The sequence below is a fragment of the Enterobacter sp. ECC-219 genome, assembly GCF_043966805.1.
In the GTDB taxonomy this organism is placed as follows: domain Bacteria; phylum Pseudomonadota; class Gammaproteobacteria; order Enterobacterales; family Enterobacteriaceae; genus Enterobacter; species Enterobacter cloacae_N.
In genome coordinates, this window is record NZ_CP143680.1 from 2,800,340 (window position 1) to 2,817,907 (window position 17,568).

Below are 17,568 nucleotides of genomic sequence, written 5' to 3' on the forward strand. Positions count from 1 at the left end.
CTTAGCGATGGCCGTACACGCGGGGGCGCGTGTAATAGTCGATGAGCGGAACGGTAATGTTGGCAAGCAGCACGGCAAACGCCACGCCGTCCGGGTATCCGCCAAAGCTGCGAATAAGCCACACCAGCAGCCCGGCCAGCGCGCCGAAGATCAGACGGCCGCGGTTAGTCGTAGATGCCGTAACCGGATCCGTCAGGATAAAGAAGGCACCCAGCATGGTCGCACCGGAGAGCAAATGCATCTGCGGGCTGGCCAGTGATTCAGGAGAGAAGAGCCAGCCCAGCGTGGCGCAGACCGCCAGCGTCACGAGGAAGCTGACCGGAATATGCCAGCGAATGGCTTTCTGCTGCAGCAGGAACAGGCCGCCCAGCAGATACGCCAGGTTGACCCACTGCCAGCCCGCGCCCGCCAGCATGCCGCTGTAGATCGCGGATTTCATGGTCTGCTCAACGCTGTGCCCGGCATGCAGGGACGTTTTGAAGGTATCGAGAGGCGTCGCCTGGCTGATGCCGTCCACGCCCATACGCAGCGCGTTCATATCAGCCCCCCGCGCCGTATGGCCGGTAAAGATCACGTGCAGGGCATCCATAAAGCCCGGAACCGTGGCCGCAATCTCGTGCGGAGGAAGCCAGCTGGTCATCTGCACCGGGAAAGAGATCAGCAGCACCACGTAGCCAATCATCGCCGGATTAAACGGGTTATGGCCCAGCCCGCCATACAGCTGTTTAGCAATAATTACGGCAAACACGGTACCAAGTATCACCATCCACCACGGGGCAAACGGCGGAATACTGATGGCCAGCAGCAGGCCGGTCAGCAGCGCGGAGTTGTCGGCCAGGATGCGTGAAACGGCCATCTTGCGCAGCTTCAGCACGAGAGCCTCTGCTGCTATGGCGCTGGAACAGCCCAGGGCTATCTGGAACAGGGTTCCCCAGCCGAAAAACCAGCACTGAACGGCAATGCCCGGCAGCGCGGCCAGGCAGACCAGCATCATGATGCGCGAGGTCTGACGCTGGTTGTGGGTGTAAGGGGAACTTGCGATTCTGAAAACCATTTAATCCTCGTTTACGGCTTGCTGTGCGGCTTTCTTCGCCTGAACGCGCGCGATCGCGGCCGCGACGGCGGCCTTGCGCGGGTCGTCGTTTGCGGCCTGCGGCTGCTCTTCCTGCTGTGCCGCTTTACGCGCTTTGGCGCGAGCAATCGCGGCTTCAACGGCGGCTTTACGCGGGTCGACCGGTGCTTCGGGTTCTGCGGCAGGCGCCTGCTGCGCAGCTTTGCGCGCTTTGGCGCGGGCAATTGCGGCTTCAACGGCGGCTTTACGCGGATCGACCGCTTCCTGTTCAACCACTACCTGCTGCTCCCCGGCCTTACGGGCTTTGGCGCGGGCAATGGCCGCTTCAACGGCAGCTTTGCGTGGATCGACTTCAGCTTCCGGCTGTGCCGTTTGCGCTTTTTCTGCCTGGCGGGCGCGGGCCGCAGCCTTACGTGCTTCGCGGGCGGCAATCGCTTCGCTGTTATCCGGTTTTTCACCGGCCTGGATCACCAGCGTCTGGGCGGCATTGGCTTTTTTCTCGCGAACGCGCGCCAGGGCGGCGTTAATCGCATCCTGATCTTTTTCGGCAGGCTGAACGGCGGCCTGCTTATGTCGCTCCTGACGAGCCATCTTCTCACGTTCGAGACGCGCCTGGCGCGCTTCGAAGCGAGCCCTGGCTTCCGCGGCGCGTTTTTCTTCCATGGAGATGGCATAAATCTCGGCCTTCTCCTGGCGGAAGTACTGCACCAGCGGAATGTTGCTTGGACAGACCCAGGCGCAGGCGCCGCATTCGATACAGTCGGCCAGGTTATGGGCTTTGGCTTTATCGTGCAGCTGGCCTTTGCTGTACCAGTATAGCTGCTGCGGGAGCAGATCCGCCGGGCAGGCATCGGCACAGGCGCTGCAGCGGATGCAGCCTTTCTCTTCCTGCTCCTCGCCCATCTCAGTCGGGGAAGGGGCAAGCAGACAGTTGGTGATTTTCACTACCGGGACATCGAGCCACGGCAGGGTAAAGCCCATCAGCGGGCCGCCCATGATCACCATCTGGTCGCTGGCCGGGCAAAATTCAGCCTGTTCCAGCAGGTGGCGCACCGGCGTACCAAGACGTGCCCAGACGTTGCCCGGACGAGAGACCGACTCTCCGGTCAGCGTCACCACGCGTTCGGTCAACGGCTCGCCGTCAATCACCGCGCGCTTCACGGCGTAAGCGGTTCCGACGTTTTGCATCAGTACGCCGATATCCGACGAGCGTCCGCCATGCGGCACCTGCTTTCCGGTGAGGATTTGCGTCAGCTGTTTTGCGCCGCCAGAAGGGTACTTGGTTGGAATGACGCGCAGGGCGATATCATGGCTACCGGCCAGCACGGCGCGCAGCATTGAGATAGCCTGCGGTTTATTGTCTTCAATACCAATCAACACTTCTCGCGGCTGTAAGATGTGCGCGAGGATGCGGATGCCTTCCACCACCTGGGCGGCGCAATCCTGCATCAGACGATCGTCAGCGGTGATATACGGCTCGCACTCGGCGGCATTGATAATCAATGTCTGAATGTTATCGCCGCCGCCGCGCAGCTTGACGCCGGTCGGGAAGCCCGCGCCGCCGAGCCCCGCGACGCCGTACTGATGAATACGCTCGATAAGCGCTTCGCGACTCTGGCTGCGGTAGTCGCTCCAGCCGTCACGGTCAATCCAGCGATCTTCGCCGTCGGCTTCTATAATCACGCTCAGCTCCGACAGCGCGGACGGATGCGCCACCGTATGAGGGGCAATCGCCACCACTTTACCGGATGTTGGGGCGTGAATCGGCAGCATACGTCCACGGCCAAAGGTCAACGGCTGACCGCGAAGGACCGTATCGCCTTCTTTCACGCACAGCTCGCCCTCAGCGCCAATATGCTGCTTGAGCGGCATGACGAAACGGGTCGCCAGCGGAATTTGACGCAGCGGCGTGCCGTTGGACTGGGTTTTCATCTCCGGCGGATGGATCCCGCCGTCAAAGTCCCAAATCTTCTCTTTTCTGAAAGCAGAAAATAACTTAAGCATGTTGTTCCATAGGAATATTGCGAACCGGAATGGTTTGAAGATCCCACTTCCAGCTTTCGGTAGTCGTTTCAACCGGGCGCAGCTCAATACATTGCGTCGGGCAGGGGGCCACGCAGAGGTTACAGCCGGTGCACAGATCCGCCACAACGGTGTGCATGGCGCGGGTCGCGCCGACAATGGCGTCAACCGGACAGGCCTGAATACATTTGGTGCAGCCGATGCAGTTTGCTTCGTCGATCACGGCGAGGGCGCGAACCGGCTCCTGCACCTCCGCATCGCCATCTACGGGCTGCGGATCTACGTTAAGCAGGGCGGCAATTTTCAGCATTACCGCTTCGCCACCGGGCGCACAACGGTTAATTTTTTCACCCTGAATCCCTACCGCTTCAGCGTAAGGGCGGCAGCCCGGGTAGCCGCACTGCCCGCACTGACTTTGCGGCAAAAGCTCATCAATTTTTTCAACAACAGGATCGTCCTCTACCGCGAAACGGCGGGAGGCGTAGCCCAGGATAAGGCCAAACACCAACCCCAGGACGCTGATAGAGGCGATGGCAATCCAGATAGCACTCATTACAACTTCACCAGACCACTAAAGCCCATAAAGGCCAGAGACATTAAACCCGCGGTGACCAGCGCAATGGCATTACCGCGAAATGGCGCAGGGATGTCCGCTGCCGCCAGACGTTCGCGAATCGACGCGAACAGAACCATAACAAAGGAGAAACCGACGGCGGCGGAAAAACCGTACAGCGCCGACTGCATAAAGTTATGCCCAAGGTTGATGTTCAGCAGCGCCACGCCGAGTACCGCGCAGTTGGTGGTGATCAGCGGCAGGAAGATACCCAGCAGGCGATAGAGCGCCGGGCTGGTTTTACGCACCACCATTTCAGTAAATTGCACCACAACCGCAATAACCAGAATAAACGCCAGCGTACGGAGATAGATTAACCCCAGCGGGATGAGGATCCAGGTGTCAATCAACCACGCGCAGATAGACGCCATCGTCATGACAAAGGTCGTCGCCAGCCCCATGCCCATCGCCGTTTCCAGCTTTTTGGACACGCCCATAAACGGGCACAGGCCAAGGAACTTCACCAGAACGAAGTTGTTAACCAGCACGGTGCCGACAAAGAGCAGTAAGTAATCGGTCATTATTTAGCCTGAAATAAAAAAGCCGCCTATTATCGGACAAACCGGGTCAGGCGACAACAGGTTATCTGTAAGGTTATTACGGGTTCACGAAGGTGTTTTTCACACGCGTTGAACGCTTGAAATAGGGCACCAGCAGCGCCGCAGCCAGTAACGGGAAAAGCAGCTGGCGGACAGCAAGCGCGTCAGACACGGGCGAGAAAGCAAACGCTTTAACCGCCAGCAGAACCGAAATGAGCAGCCAGATAATATAGTGCTTAGGCACGCTCTTGCGGCGCTTAAAGAAGGCGATGGTCAGCCACAGGGTGTAGTACCACATCCCAATCGCGAAAACGAACGACACAAACCACATTGCTATATTCAGCACGCTTTGCGACATCAGGGTCTGGATGGCGTGAGGGGTAATCAATGCGGTGGTATAAAGCAGCAGCGCAAGCGATGCGCTTAATAAGGCAACCAGCAGCCATGCCAGTGGGGCGATTAACCAGCCTCCGATGCGTTCTCCAGGCGTTGCGGTCATGAACTCTCCCATTATCTGCGCGAAATGTTGTACAGCCAGTTTGCAGGGCGGAGAGTATATAACATTTCGCGCGGATGGCTACTTTCTTATAAAACGTAGCGCCATACGGACTTCGGCACCTCGCCGACGTTGAACAAGCGTCCGCCGGAGACCAGCTCCGCACGGCGGTGGTCAGCGGCGCGATACATATTGATAATGTCCTGATTATCCGACAGGGTGTAGTTCAGATGGTCAAACAGTTTTTCCAGGCTCTCAAGCGAATTGATCTTGCGAAATTTTAATAAATAGTCCTGAACTGTCATATTAATAAGTTTCCATATAAAAGTGAGTAATACCAGTTAAGGTAATTCGGTCGAATAATAAACGGATTAATAAAGACGTAAACAGCCCACTCAGGTAACGCGACGAAATTAGGAGTTTTCTTTGCTGAAATTCAGGCATCGAAGGCGATGCCTGGAAGAGAAGGTTAACCGCGTTCACCAGGGCTGGCAATATGAAACTGACATATTATGTCACTCTTTATCGCAGCAACCGGTTACTTAGGATGGGTGACGGCAGCAGGCTCCGGCGGCTGGTAGTTATCAATATGGCTGGCTACGCCGAGCAAAATGACCGAAACCCCAAGAACAATCCATCCCGCTAATTCAATGATTCGATTAATAATTGATGCCATGATTTGCTGTTGTAATTTATCCATAAATAGAGGGCGCAAATGTTACAGCGCTGTTTCTCTGACGGCAAGCGCTTTGGGAACGATTCCCTTAAACAAAATCAGAAGGTTAATACTATGTAACAAAAATAACCGCTACAGCCTGCTATTTTAAGCACCATGGCTCATTATTAATGAGGGCAATGCCAGACAGGCCAGTATGAAATAAGAAACACAAAAAGAGGACAACACGATGAGTGATAACATCCGCGTCGGCCTTATAGGCTACGGGTACGCGAGCAAAACGTTTCATGCGCCTCTGATAGCCGGGACGCCGGGGATGGCGCTGGCTGCGGTATCCAGCAGCGACGCTGCTAAAGTCCACGCTGACTGGCCCGCTGTTCCGGTTGTCTCTGAGCCAAAACATCTCTTCAACGATCCGAATATCGATTTAATTGTTATCCCCACGCCTAACGACACGCACTTCCCGCTGGCGAAAGCCGCGCTGGAAGCGGGAAAGCACGTCATTGTTGATAAACCCTTCACCGTGACGTTGTCACAGGCGCGTGAACTGGAGGCGCTGGCAAAAAGCCTGGGAAGGGTGCTGTCCGTTTTCCATAACCGCCGCTGGGACAGCGATTTTCTGACGGTAAAAACGCTTCTCGGTGAGGGTACGTTAGGGGAGATCGTTTTTTTTGAATCGCACTTTGACCGCTTTCGCCCGCAGGTAAGAAACCGCTGGCGCGAGCAGGCCGGTCCGGGCAGCGGCATCTGGTACGATTTAGCCCCGCATCTGCTGGACCAGGCCGTTAATCTGTTTGGTCTGCCGGTGAGCATGACGGTCGATCTGGCCCAGCTCAGGCCCGGGGCACAGACAACCGATTACTTCCACGCGGTGCTCAGTTACCCGCAGCGCCGGGTTGTGCTGCACGGCACGATGGTCGCGGCTGCGGAATCTGCCCGCTATATCATTCACGGCACGCGCGGGAGCTACGTGAAGTTCGGCCTCGATCCGCAGGAAGACCGGCTTAAAAACGGTGAACGTCTGCCGCAGGAAGACTGGGGCTATGATATGCGCGACGGCGTCGTGACGCGGGCAGAAGGTGAGGAACGGGTCGAAGAAACGCTGCTGACGATACCGGGTAACTATCCGGCTTATTATGCAGCCATCCGCGATGCGCTGAACGGAACGGGGGAAAACCCGGTTCCGGCCAGCCAGGCGATTCAGATTATGGAACTGATAGAGCTGGGGATTGAATCTGCCAAACATCGCGCAACGCTTTGTCTGGCATAATTTTTGTAAGTCGGGTAAGCGCCAGCGCTACCCGGCAGCGCGTTAACCGCGCGCCACTTTATCTCGCAGCGCCTGCTTCTCTGCAGGCGTCAGGAAGGCTATTTCCAGCCCATTAACCTGCGCCTGACGGATCTGCTCGCGGCTCAGACCTGCCTGCGGTGCCGCAATGTTGTACTCGTGGATGATATCCACGCCCTGGACCGCCGGATCGTCCGTGTTCAGTGAGGCCAGCACGCCGTGCTCAAGGAACGTTTTCAGCGGATGCTGCGCCAGCGTTGCCACGGTGCTGGTCTGAATGTTGGACGTCAGGCATGACTCAATCCCGATACGCTGCTCCGCCAGGAAATCCATCAGGGCGCGATCTTCTACCGCCTTCACGCCGTGGCCGATACGCTCGGCGCCCAGCTCGCGGATGGCCTGCCAGATGCTTTCCGGACCCGCTGCTTCCCCCGCATGCACGGTAATGTGCCAGCCGGCATCGCGCGCGCGGTTGAAGTGGGAGAGGAACAGGCTGCCGGGGAAGCCCAGCTCGTCACCGGCGAGGTCGACGGCGGTGATGGCATCGCGATGGGCCAGCAGCGCTTCCAGTTCCTGCAGGCAGGCGGCTTCACCGAACGTACGGCTCATAATACCGATCAGACGGGCCTGAACGTCGAAGGTTTTACACCCTTCGCGGACGCCTTCAATGACGGCTTCCACCACGCCTGCAACGGGCAGGCTGTGAGTCATCGCCATGTAGCCCGGCGAGAAGCGCAGCTCGACGTAATGCAGGCCGTTACGTGCCGCATCTTCAATGTTCTCAAACGCCACGCGGCGACAGGCATCCAGCGAGGCCAGCATCTTCACGCCCCAGTCGAGCTTGCTCAGGAAGCTGACCAGATCCGGTTCATTGGAGGTCACCTGTACGTGAGGGATCAGCGACTCAAGCGTCTGCGCAGGAAGCGTTAAATTGAACTGGCGGCCAAGATCGAGGATGGTTTGGGCACGAATGTTACCGTCAAGGTGACGATGAATATCAGTTAAAGGCAGGCGTGTATCAATCATGGTCGCACTCTTTTCTGGTTAAAGTGCGCCATATTATAAAAACAAAACGGGGTAAAAAGCTATTTGCGCAAGGGAAAATTCCGTTGCGCAAACAAATTACAGCAGCGTGTTGATCCCGGCGATGAGGCGCTGAACCCCTTGTTCCAGCTTGCTGCGCGGACAGCCGGCGTTCAGCCGCACGAAGCCGTTACCTTCGTTTCCGTACGTGTATCCCGGCATGATGGCGACTTTTTGCTGCTCGATCAGTACTTTTTGCAGCGCTCTGTCGTCAATGTTCAGCGGGCGCAGGTCGATCCAGGCCAGATAGGTTGCTTCCGGCGGCTGCCAGTTCAGTTTCGGAAAAGCACTGTTTACTTCCTGCGCGACGTACAGCAGATTCTCCTCCAGATAACGCCGTAAGGCATCCAGCCACGGCTCTCCCTGCTGGTAGGCGGCAATATGGGCCGTCAGCGCCAGTACGGAAGGAGAAGAGAGTCCATCCCGGCCTTTTAGCGCGCTGAGATAGCCGTCGCGGCTCTCTTCATCGCCAATCAGGCCGTATGCGCCCGTCAGCGCCGGAATATTAAAGCTTTTCGAGCCGGAGGTGAGAAGCGCCCATTTGCCGCGCGCCACCGCGTTCCACGGGGTGTGGCGATGCGCGCCCCACACCATGTCCATATGAATTTCATCGCTGATAACCGCCACGTCATAGCGTGCGCAAAGCTCCGCCATATGGGTCAATTCTTCACGCGTCCATACTTTTCCGGTTGGGTTTTGCGGGCTGCACAGTAGCAAAATTTTGTTTTCCGAATTCGCCAGCGCCGCTTCAAGCGCCGCCATATTGCCCTGCCAGCCTGCCGCCTGTTTCTCCATCTCAACGGGCACCACAAGGCGCGAATTGCCCTCAATGGCCTTAAAAAACGCATCGTACGCCGGGGTGTGAACCACCACGCCGTCACCGGGCTTTGACCAGAGGCGAATCAGCTCTGACACCATGTAGATGACGGAAGGTCCATAAACGACGGTTTCCGTATCAATCGGGCTGTTGAAGCGCTGCCGGAACCAGTGCGCGACGGCAGCGAGAAACTCGTCGTTCTTCCAGCGGCTGTAGCCCAGCACGCCGTGGTTAATGCGCTGATGCAGCGCGTCGGTTATGCAGGGGGCGGTGGCGAAATCCATATCTGAGATGGTGAAGGGCAGCAAATCCGCCGCGCCAAAGCGGTCGGCGACGTAGTCCCACTGCGTACACCAGGTGCCGTGTCGATCCACGACGGTAGAAAAATCAAACATGACGTAAATCCTTAAAGTAAAACCCCCTCATGAGAGGGGGTTGAGGCATCAGGCTTCTACTGTTCGCATCAGGGTGGCCAGCTCATCCTTCACTGACTGAACCTGCGGGCCGATAACTACCTGCAAATTGTGCTGGTTTAACTGTACCACGCCGATGGCCCGGTTGGCCTTCAGGGCGTTGGTATCCACTTTTGCCATATCCGCCACCGACAGGCGCAGGCGGGTAATGCAGTTGTCCAGTGAGGTGATGTTATCCGCACCGCCCAGCGCCGCCAGAATGGCTGGGGTGTTATACCCGGATTTGCCCACGGTACCGGTAACCGCCTGCTCAACGCTGGTGGCCGTATCAGTATCGCGGCCCGGCGTTTTCAGGTTAAAGCGGGTGATGGCGAAGCGGAAGATACCGTAGTACACCGCGAACCAGATAGCCGCCACGACCGGCACCAGATACCACTTGGTGGACAGACCGTGCAGGATCCCGAACACCACGAAGTCAATCACGTTACCGTCGGTGTTGCCGATGGTGACGCCCAGCACCGCCATCACGGTGAAGCCCAGACCGGTCAGCAGCGCGTGAATGAGATACAGCACCGGCGCAACAAACAGGAACAGGAATTCGATAGGCTCGGTGGTGCCGCCGACGACGCAGGCAATCACGCCGGAAATCAGCAGCCCTTTAATTTTATGACGGTTTTCCGGGCGCGCACAGTGGTACATCGCCAGCGCGGCACCCGGCAGGCCGCCGAGGAAGGCCGGCATTTTGCCCTGAGACAGGAAGCGGGTGGCGCTTTCGGAGAAGCCGTGGGTGGTCGGGCAGCTCAGCTGCGCCTGGAAGATGGTCAGCGCACCGCTCACGTCGTGACCGCACACTTCCATGGTGCCGCCCGCTTCGGTGAAGCGAATCAGGGCCACCAGGATATGCTGCAGGCCAAACGGCAGCAGCAGACGTTCGCCGGTGCCAAAGATCATCGGACCAAAATCGCCCGCGCCGTTGATGATGCGGCCAATGCCGTTGATGCCCATCGCAAAGACCGGCCAGATCAGCGGAATGATCAGGCCGAACAGACCCATGACCACCAGAGTGACAATCGGCACGAAGCGGGTACCGCCGAAGAAGGCCAGGGCATCCGGCAGGCGGATATTGTGGAAGCGCTCGTGCAGCATCCAGATAATGACCCCCGCGATCACCGCCCCGAGGATCCCGGTATCAATAGACTGGATACCAATCACGCTCTGGATGTTGTTAGCCTTCAGCACGGCAGCGTCGGTGGTCGGCAGAATGCCTTTCGCGGTCAGCCAGAAGTTAACCGCCAGGTTCATCACGGCGTAACCCACAAACCCGGCAAACGCCGCGACGCCTTTGTTCTCGCGGGCCAGGCCCAGCGGGATGGCGATGCAGAACATCACGGGCAGGAAGCTAAACGCGAAGGAGCCGACCTTACTCATCCAGATAAAGATCGCCTGCAGCACAGGGGTACCGAGGAACGGGATCAGCGTGATGACGTCTTTACTGCTTAGCGAACTGCCGATCCCGAGCATGATCCCGCAGAATGAGAGGAGTGCCACGGGGAGCATAAAGGTTTTACCCAGTTGCTGGAAAAACTCCCACAGCGATATTTTTTGTGCCGCTTTCGCCGTCATAAAACGACTCCTTTATTGTTAAAATCAGTTTATCTGCTTCAATGCTGCGAGAAGATAAAACGTTTTATCAAAGTTTAGTGCGCGCTGAATCACATTCTCAGGCTTTGACTGGTAGTATAAAGATAACGTATTGATAAAACGTTTTACCGATCTCATTTCAGGGAGTCACGCCGACACATGGCTGTAGCGAAAAAAGTCACCATCAACGATGTCGCGCTGGCGGCGGGGGTTTCCGTCAGCACCGTTTCTCTGGTACTGAGCGGAAAAGGGCGCATCTCTCCCGCGACCGGTCAGCGGGTGAACGAGGCGGTTGAGCAGTTGGGCTTTGTGCGAAACCGCCAGGCGTCGGCGCTGCGCGGCGGGCAAAGCGGGGTGATTGGCCTGATTGTCCGTGACCTGACGTCACCGTTCTATGCGGAGCTGACCGCCGGCTTAACCGAGGCCCTTGAAGCGCAGGGGCGGATGGTCTTTCTGCTGCACGGCGGGCGCGAGGCCGGGCAGCTTCTCTCCCGGCTCGATATGCTGCTGAATCAGGGAGTGGACGGGGTGATCGTCGCCGGGGCGTCGGGCGTGGGCAGCGAGCTGTGCGAGCGTGCCGCTGAAAAAGGCGTGCCGCTGGTGTTTGCTTCACGCGCCAGCTACCTTGATGAAGCCGATACGCTGCGCCCGGATAACATGCAGGCTGCGCAAATGCTGACCGAGCATCTTATTCGTCGCGGCCATCAGCGCATTGCCTGGCTGGGCGGCAAAAGCTCGTCCCTGACGCGCGCCGAACGGGTCGGCGGCTACTGCGCGACGCTGATTAAATACGGCCTGCCGTTCCACAGTGAATGGGTCGTGGAGTGCGAATCCAGCCAGAAGAAAGCGGCGGAAGCGATTGGGGCACTGCTGCGAAGCAGCCCGACGATCAGTGCCGTGATTTGCTACAACGATGTAATTGCCATGGGGGCGTGGTTTGGCCTGATCCGCGCCGGGCGTCAGAGCGGTGAAGGGGGCGTTGAAACCTTCTTCGGCCATCAGGTGGCGTTAGGGGCGTTCGCCGATGTTGGTGAGAACGCGCTGGACGATCTGCCGATCGTCTGGGCCACGACCCCAGCGCGGGAGATGGGCTATACCCTGGCGGACAGGATCATGCAGCGCATCGACAATACGGATGTCCAGGCCGGGCACCAGATTGTGGCGGCGCGGCTGGTGACGGTGAAGTAAATCAGCTCTGCCGCGTAAGCGGGCTGAGCGTCAGCTGTGTCTCCAGTGCCTCTATAAATTTTCGCACTTTTGCCGGGATCAGGCGAGAAGTCGGGTAAACAGCCCAAATGGCCAGCGATTCCGGCTGAGCATCTTCAAGGACGATCCGCACGAGTTTACCCTCTGTAATTGCAGGCTCTACGTACCAGCGAGATAAATTTGCGATGCCGAGTCCCCCCTGGCAAGCCTCGAAAATTGCCTCAATCGAGTTAGCCGAGAATCGGCCTGACACCTTTTGCTTGTAACGCTGTTCACCCTTTTCAAATGACCAGTGTGTCGTATCTGAGGTGGTCAGGCAGCTATGTCCAGCCAGATCGTTAAGTAATTTCGGTGAACCGTACGCAGCCAGATACTCCGCGCTGGCGCAAAGCTCGCGGGGATTATCACAGACGCGGTGTGCAACCAACCGGTTATCGCGCAGCGGGGCAATGCGTAACGCGACGTCTATGCCTTTCCCGACAATATCAATCTGATCATCGGTTGCCAGCAGGTCGACCTGCAGGGCCGGATGTTGCTGCATAAACAGCGGCAGCATTGGCGCGACGATCTTGCGTCCAAACGCCGCTGAGGCGGTAATGCGAAGGCGTCCGGACAGGTGCGTACCATCGGGAAACAGATCGGCAAGCGCGTTATTTTTATCTTCCAGCAACGCCTGTGCATGAGGCAAAAAAACCTCCCCATCGCTCGTGGGTGAGAGGGAGCGCGTGGTGCGATGCACCAGCCTGACACCCAGCTCAGCCTCAAGATTATTAAGAGACCGTGACGCCGCCATGGCGCTCATTGAGAGCCGACGCGCGGCGCCCGCCAGGCTACCTGCCTTAATGGCTTCGACAAACACTTCAACGTCTTCAAGTTTCATTATATCGTTTTTCGTTACGCTGCCTTATCAAAGTACATATCTACAGTATTTATCGTTGTGCTGCCATAGTCTCTTCACATCCTGAAAACATGAATCTGGAGTGAAGATGAAAAAGTTGAAAACGGTTCTGGCATTCAGCAGCCTGTTCCTGGTAAGTGCCGCCTGGGCTGATGCACCTGCGCAGGTGAAACAGCAGGTCCCCGGCTATTATCGTCTGGCGGTAGGGGAATACGAGGTCACGGCGCTGTTCGACGGCTATAATGACCTTTCGCCGTCATTACTACACGGGCTTTCAGGCGACAAGGTTCGTAAGCTGCTGGATCAGAATAAAATTGATGTCGAACGCATGCCGACCGCGTTTAACGCTTTCCTGGTTAATACCGGGAAACATCTGGTCATGATTGACAGCGGAGCGGGACACTGCGTGCCGCAAACGGCAGGCCAGCTGGTCAACAATATGAAAGCATCAGGCTATCGTCCTGAGCAGGTTGATACCATTTTCCTGACGCATCTTCATCTTGATCATGTTTGTGGCCTGAGCGACGCGGACGGTAAAGCGTTGTTCCCCAATGCGACCGTCTACGTACCGCAGGGGGAGGCCGACTACTGGCTCGATCCGGCAAAAGAAGCGAGCGCGCCGGCTAATGCGAAGGATTATTTCGCTATCGCCCGAAAAGCGTTATCTGAGTATAAAGCGTCAGGACACCTTAAAACCTTCGTTCCGCCAGCTTCGCCTATCCCGGAAGCCCAGACGGCCTATGCCGTTGGTCATACGCCTGGCAGTACCGTTTATCGCTTTGCGTCCCAGGGAACGGCTATTAACTTCATTGGGGATCTGATCCATGCGCCTGCCGTTCAGTTCCCGCATCCTGAAGTATCTATTCGCTTTGATGTCGATTCGAAAAAAGCCATCTCGTCCCGGGCGCAGGAGTTTAACGCGCTGGCGAAAGACGGTGAGTGGATGGCTGCAGCGCATCTGCCTTTCCCCGGTATTGGGCATATCACCGCCTGGCAGCAGGGATATAGCTGGAACCCTGTAAATTACGGTCCTTATCAACGTGCGGCCAACGTGCCTCTGCTGAAATAAAGTGAGGTTACGACCATGAAAAGTTACACCGTAACGGCAAACGGCATCCGCCAGTTTGTGGTTGAAGAGGGTGAAGGCGCGCCGGTTATTCTCCTGCACGGTTTTCCTGAAACAAACTATGCCTGGCGCTACCAGATACCGGTATTGTCCCGGCACTACCGCGTAATCGCGCCAGATTTACGAGGATATGGCGAAACGGATAAACCGGCTTCTGGCTATGATAAACGGAACATGGCGCGGGACATCCGGGAGCTGATGCGTGCGCTGGATTTACACAAGGTGGTGCTGGTGGGGCACGATCGCGGCGCGCGCGTCGCGACGCGGTTCGCAAAAGATTACCCTGAGCTGGTGGATCGTCTGGTGGTGATGGATAACGTGCCAACGCGCATTGTGGCGCGCGATTTGAATGCGTCCATCGCCCGCGCATACTGGTTCTTCCTGTTCCATCTCGTGCCCGACCTCCCGGAAGCGCTGATTGCAGGTCGAGAAAATATCTGGCTGCGCCACTTTTTCTCGGACTGGACCTACGATCCGTCAACCATCAGCGGCGAGGCGTTTGACACCTATGTTCGGGCGTATCAGGCACCCGGAGCCGTGCGAGGCGCGATGGCTGACTATCGCGCCAACGCAGAAGATGTGGCGCAGGATCTTGCCGACGCTGACGTGAAAATCGCGTGTCCGGTAATGTCGCTGTGGGGCAATGATTTTCATGCGGTCGGCAAGCTCTTCGATATGCAAAGCGTCTGGGCTGAAATGGCGGATAACCTTCGGGCGTACGGTATCGACGAGTGCGGCCATCTTCCTCAGGAGGAACAGCCTGAGAAAGTTAACGCACTGCTGTTGGATTTCCTGCAGGGATGGAAGGGATAACGGTAATAAAAAAACCCCTCAAGCGAGGGGTTTTGTTGTTTACTGCTGCGGTGCCGCCGGGTCGGCTGGCGCTGCCGGTTCAGCCGGTTCCGGCATCCCCAGCGTCGGCATACCAAACATGCCGACAAACTCTTCCAGCGGCATTTTGTCGCCGTTGAGCGTGACCTGGCCGTTGGCGTACTGCAGGCTGGTAGAAATTGTGTTGTTATCCACCTTCGTGATGCGGAACATCTGGCCCATGGCCGCCAGACCTTTCACCTGCTGGTTCGCCAGCTTGCCGGCATCTTCATCGCCGTAGCCTTCCAGCTTCGCAATCTGGGTCATAAACTCGGTCGCCATATCCATCGGGATGGTCAGCTTGCTGTCGAGCGACTTCACGCTACGATCCACTTCCTGCGCCAGCGTCTGCGGTTCACCCGTTGCGGCTGCAGGATCTTTCAGGAACAGCGACAGGTTAAAGCTGGTTTCGCCTTTGCTGTTTTTCCAGCTCAGCGGCGCAACGGTGACCACCGGCTCGCCTTTCAGCAGGATCGGCAGGTTATTGAACAGCACCGCCATCGCCTGCTGCTGGTACACCTCAGGGTTCTGCTGCAGCGCGGCGTCGGTCAGCAGCGCCTGGCTCTCTTTGCTGTATTTCTGGCTAAACTCGTGCCACGCCTGACCGTCGATATTGCCGATCTTCAGCGACAGCTTGCCGGTGCCCAGATCCTGATTCTGCACTTTCAGGCTCTTCAGGGTGTAATCCAGCTGGGTGTTGATGCTCTTACCGTCTTTAGATACGTCGGATTTACCGTTAACGTCCATGCCTTCCAGCACGGCCATCTCTTTCCCTTCAATTGCGATAGCAATCTTATCAACGGAGAGCTTCTGGTCGCCGATACGCTCTTTAAAATCGGTCATACGGCTGTTGCCGTCGGCTTTCAGGTTGTTGAAAGTGAGCTGAACCTTCTGATTATATTCGTTCACGGCGTTGACCAGGCCGCTTTCCGCTTCACCCGTCATGGAGAAGACGTTGCCATCCCGATCTGCATCAAGTTTGAAATGACCGCCGCTGAAGGCGACTTTCTCGTTCTCTTTCTCGTAGTTCAGCGCTTTCAGCGCGATATCAGAGCTGGTATCACCGGAGTAGCTAATACGGGTATTAATGTCGAAAGGTGACTCATTCTTTGCCAGGTCAAACAGCGGTTTAGTGACGTCGTTATTCACCAGCACGGTATGAACGGACGCCATGGACGGGATCAGGTTAAACGACTTCAGCTGCGCCAGCGGCAGCGGACCGTGGCTTACCACTTCATCCAGCACCACGCTCTGGCCCGGCTTCAGCCAGCCGTTTGCCGCACCGGCCACCGGCTTCACCACCAGCTGCATACGGCTGGTAAACACGCCGCGCTGATAGTTCTGATAGCTCAGCTCCAGACCCGCCTCCGGCGCGCTGCGCTTAATTTCTCCGTTAGCCTGTGCCACCATCTCAGCCAGACGGCTTTCCAGCTGTTTCCCGGTAAACCAGGAGGCACCCGTCCAGACCACGCCTAACGCTACAATCACTCCAACCGCTACGACCGATTTTTTCATTGCGACTATCCCTAAAATGAAACCAGGCGGTAAAAACCGCCCGGAGATATTAAGCCTGCAACTAGCTTAGCAAGAGTTGTTAAAAAATTCAGTAAGTGCTTAAAGCTTATTAAAAACGCGCGCCAGACGACCGGTGCCGCTTACGCTAACCGGAGACTCATTGGCTGCAACGAATGCTGATTCGCCGGGCTTAAGCACCAGACGCTGTTCGCCTTTATGCAGCGTCGCTTCGCCCTCCACGCAGAACAGGATCGCCGCGCTCTCCTGCGCAATGGCGGTCTCGGCATGGCTCAGGTCATGCAGAGAAAACGCAAAATCCTCAACCGGAATCGGGAAGTCCAGCTCTGCGCCGTTTTTCACCGGCTGAGTCAGCAGCTCCGCGGCAGGCTTCGCCACAAACTTCACGTTGGCAACCAGCTCAGGGATGTCGATGTATTTCGGCGTCAGACCCGCGCGCAGCACGTTGTCGGAGTTGGCCATCACCTCCAGTGCCACGCCCTGCAGATAGGCGTGAGGGGTTTCGGCAAACAGGAACATCGCTTCGCCCGGGTTCAGCTTCACCACGTTCAGCAGCAGAGGGGAGAACAGGCCGCTGTCGTCCGGGTAGAATTCGGAAATCAGGCGGATGGTCTCCCACGGCTCACCCTGCTGGCTGTCCAGGGCCGCTTTCAGCACCGCCAGCGCGTGAGATTTCTCTTCACCCTGCATATTCAGCAGGCTGGCGAACAGCTGGCTCAGCGCGTCTGCGTTCGGGTTTTCGAGGAAGTGGGCGATAGCCTTGTTGGCACCCGCGACCGGCTGCAGCAGGGAGATAATCTCTGAAAACTCGCGAAACGCGTTCATCGCCAGGAACGGGGTCAGCGCAAACACCAGCTCCGGCTTGTGGTTAGGATCTTTGTAGTTACGCTCTGCGGCGTCTAACGGGATACCCGCCGCGTTCTCTTTCGCGAAGCCAATTTCAGAGGCTTTCTTGTTCGGGTGAACCTGGATCGAGAGCGGCTGGTCGGCGCACAGCACCTTAAACAGGAACGGCAGTTCGCCGAAGCGCTGAGCCACCTTGTCGCCCAGCAGCGCGGCTTTATCGGCATCAATCACGTCACGCAGGCTGCGAACCTGGCCGCTGGCGTCTTCAATTTTTGAGCTGCTCTTCGGGTGCGCCCCCATCCACAGTTCCGCCATCGGCAGGTTGTTCGGGTTCGCGATACCGTAGAGATCCGTTAACGCAGTTTTACTTCCCCAGGCGTAGTTTTGCACTGAGTTAATGAGTTTTTGCATTATCAAGCCCTGATTCAA

The 17,568-nt window shown here is 57.2% G+C and carries 17 protein-coding genes; 4 read left to right on the forward strand and 13 right to left on the reverse strand.

Annotation, left to right across the window (positions count from 1 at the left end):
* Position 1: 1 nt before the first annotated feature.
* The 7 genes from rsxD to blr all read right to left on the reverse strand — a co-directional run bounded on the left by rsxD (position 2) and on the right by blr (position 5,406).
* Positions 2–1,054, reverse strand: a complete 1,053-nt coding sequence (gene rsxD, locus V1603_RS13330; protein ID WP_395312749.1) for an electron transport complex subunit RsxD — start codon at positions 1,052–1,054, stop codon at positions 2–4.
* Positions 1,055–3,076 (reverse strand): electron transport complex subunit RsxC, encoded by a 2,022-nt coding sequence (gene rsxC, locus V1603_RS13335; protein ID WP_116340355.1) that lies wholly within the window; start codon positions 3,074–3,076, stop codon positions 1,055–1,057.
* Positions 3,069–3,647 carry an electron transport complex subunit RsxB gene (rsxB, locus tag V1603_RS13340; protein ID WP_395312750.1) on the reverse strand — a complete coding sequence of 193 codons (579 nt, stop codon included), beginning with the start codon at positions 3,645–3,647 and terminating at the stop codon, positions 3,069–3,071. Before rsxB ends, rsxC begins: the two co-directional genes overlap by 8 nt.
* Positions 3,647–4,228 carry an electron transport complex subunit RsxA gene (rsxA, locus tag V1603_RS13345; RefSeq protein WP_014883581.1) on the reverse strand — a complete coding sequence of 194 codons (582 nt, stop codon included), beginning with the start codon at positions 4,226–4,228 and terminating at the stop codon, positions 3,647–3,649. The genes rsxB and rsxA overlap by 1 nt, the downstream gene beginning before the upstream one ends.
* Before the next feature lie 76 nt (positions 4,229–4,304).
* Positions 4,305–4,745, reverse strand: a complete 441-nt coding sequence (locus tag V1603_RS13350; protein ID WP_023311379.1) for a DUF2569 domain-containing protein — start codon at positions 4,743–4,745, stop codon at positions 4,305–4,307.
* 86 nt (positions 4,746–4,831) lie between these two features.
* Positions 4,832–5,047 carry a transcription modulator YdgT gene (gene ydgT, locus V1603_RS13355; protein WP_013096896.1) on the reverse strand — a complete coding sequence of 72 codons (216 nt, stop codon included), beginning with the start codon at positions 5,045–5,047 and terminating at the stop codon, positions 4,832–4,834.
* A 233-nt stretch (positions 5,048–5,280) separates the two neighbouring features.
* The gene (gene blr, locus V1603_RS13360) at positions 5,281–5,406 is read right to left on the reverse strand and encodes a division septum protein Blr (protein WP_168733269.1); all 126 of its coding nucleotides are present in this window, start codon (positions 5,404–5,406) and stop codon (positions 5,281–5,283) included.
* Between the two features lie 241 nt (positions 5,407–5,647).
* Between blr and V1603_RS13365 the strand changes: the two genes are divergently transcribed.
* A complete protein-coding gene (locus tag V1603_RS13365) occupies positions 5,648–6,688 on the forward strand; it encodes an oxidoreductase (RefSeq protein WP_116340351.1) in 1,041 nt (346 codons plus the stop codon).
* 42 nt (positions 6,689–6,730) lie between these two features.
* Here V1603_RS13365 and add read toward each other — a convergent pair whose 3' ends face one another.
* The 3 genes from add to malX form a co-directional block, all read right to left on the reverse strand.
* Positions 6,731–7,732, reverse strand: coding sequence for an adenosine deaminase (gene add / locus V1603_RS13370; RefSeq protein ID WP_116340349.1), 1,002 nt, complete (start codon positions 7,730–7,732; stop codon positions 6,731–6,733).
* A gap of 96 nt (positions 7,733–7,828) precedes the next feature.
* Entirely contained in the window at positions 7,829–9,001 is a 1,173-nt protein-coding gene (locus tag V1603_RS13375; RefSeq protein WP_395312751.1) for a MalY/PatB family protein, read from the reverse strand.
* Positions 9,002–9,049: 48 nt separating this feature from the next.
* Entirely contained in the window at positions 9,050–10,642 is a 1,593-nt protein-coding gene (gene malX, locus V1603_RS13380; RefSeq protein WP_116340344.1) for a maltose/glucose-specific PTS transporter subunit IIBC, read from the reverse strand.
* 177 nt (positions 10,643–10,819) lie between these two features.
* Here malX and V1603_RS13385 point away from each other — a divergent pair, with 177 nt between their 5' ends.
* Positions 10,820–11,848, forward strand: a complete 1,029-nt coding sequence (locus V1603_RS13385) for a Mal regulon transcriptional regulator MalI (protein ID WP_116340342.1) — start codon at positions 10,820–10,822, stop codon at positions 11,846–11,848.
* A gap of 1 nt (position 11,849) precedes the next feature.
* Here the strand turns inward: V1603_RS13385 and V1603_RS13390 are convergent, their stop codons facing one another.
* Entirely contained in the window at positions 11,850–12,746 is an 897-nt protein-coding gene (locus V1603_RS13390) for a LysR family transcriptional regulator (protein WP_395312752.1), read from the reverse strand.
* Positions 12,747–12,852: 106 nt separating this feature from the next.
* On the opposite strand from V1603_RS13390, the gene V1603_RS13395 reads away from it, so the two are divergent.
* Positions 12,853–13,833 carry an MBL fold metallo-hydrolase gene (locus V1603_RS13395; protein WP_166710906.1) on the forward strand — a complete coding sequence of 327 codons (981 nt, stop codon included), beginning with the start codon at positions 12,853–12,855 and terminating at the stop codon, positions 13,831–13,833.
* Between the two features lie 15 nt (positions 13,834–13,848).
* Positions 13,849–14,703 (forward strand): alpha/beta fold hydrolase, encoded by an 855-nt coding sequence (locus V1603_RS13400; RefSeq protein ID WP_395312753.1) that lies wholly within the window; start codon positions 13,849–13,851, stop codon positions 14,701–14,703.
* 39 nt (positions 14,704–14,742) lie between these two features.
* Here V1603_RS13400 and V1603_RS13405 read toward each other — a convergent pair whose 3' ends face one another.
* Positions 14,743–16,275, reverse strand: coding sequence for a YdgA family protein (locus V1603_RS13405; protein WP_116340333.1), 1,533 nt, complete (start codon positions 16,273–16,275; stop codon positions 14,743–14,745).
* 99 nt (positions 16,276–16,374) lie between these two features.
* Positions 16,375–17,550, reverse strand: a complete 1,176-nt coding sequence (gene manA, locus V1603_RS13410) for a mannose-6-phosphate isomerase (protein ID WP_302218708.1) — start codon at positions 17,548–17,550, stop codon at positions 16,375–16,377.
* Positions 17,551–17,568: the final 18 nt, after the last annotated feature.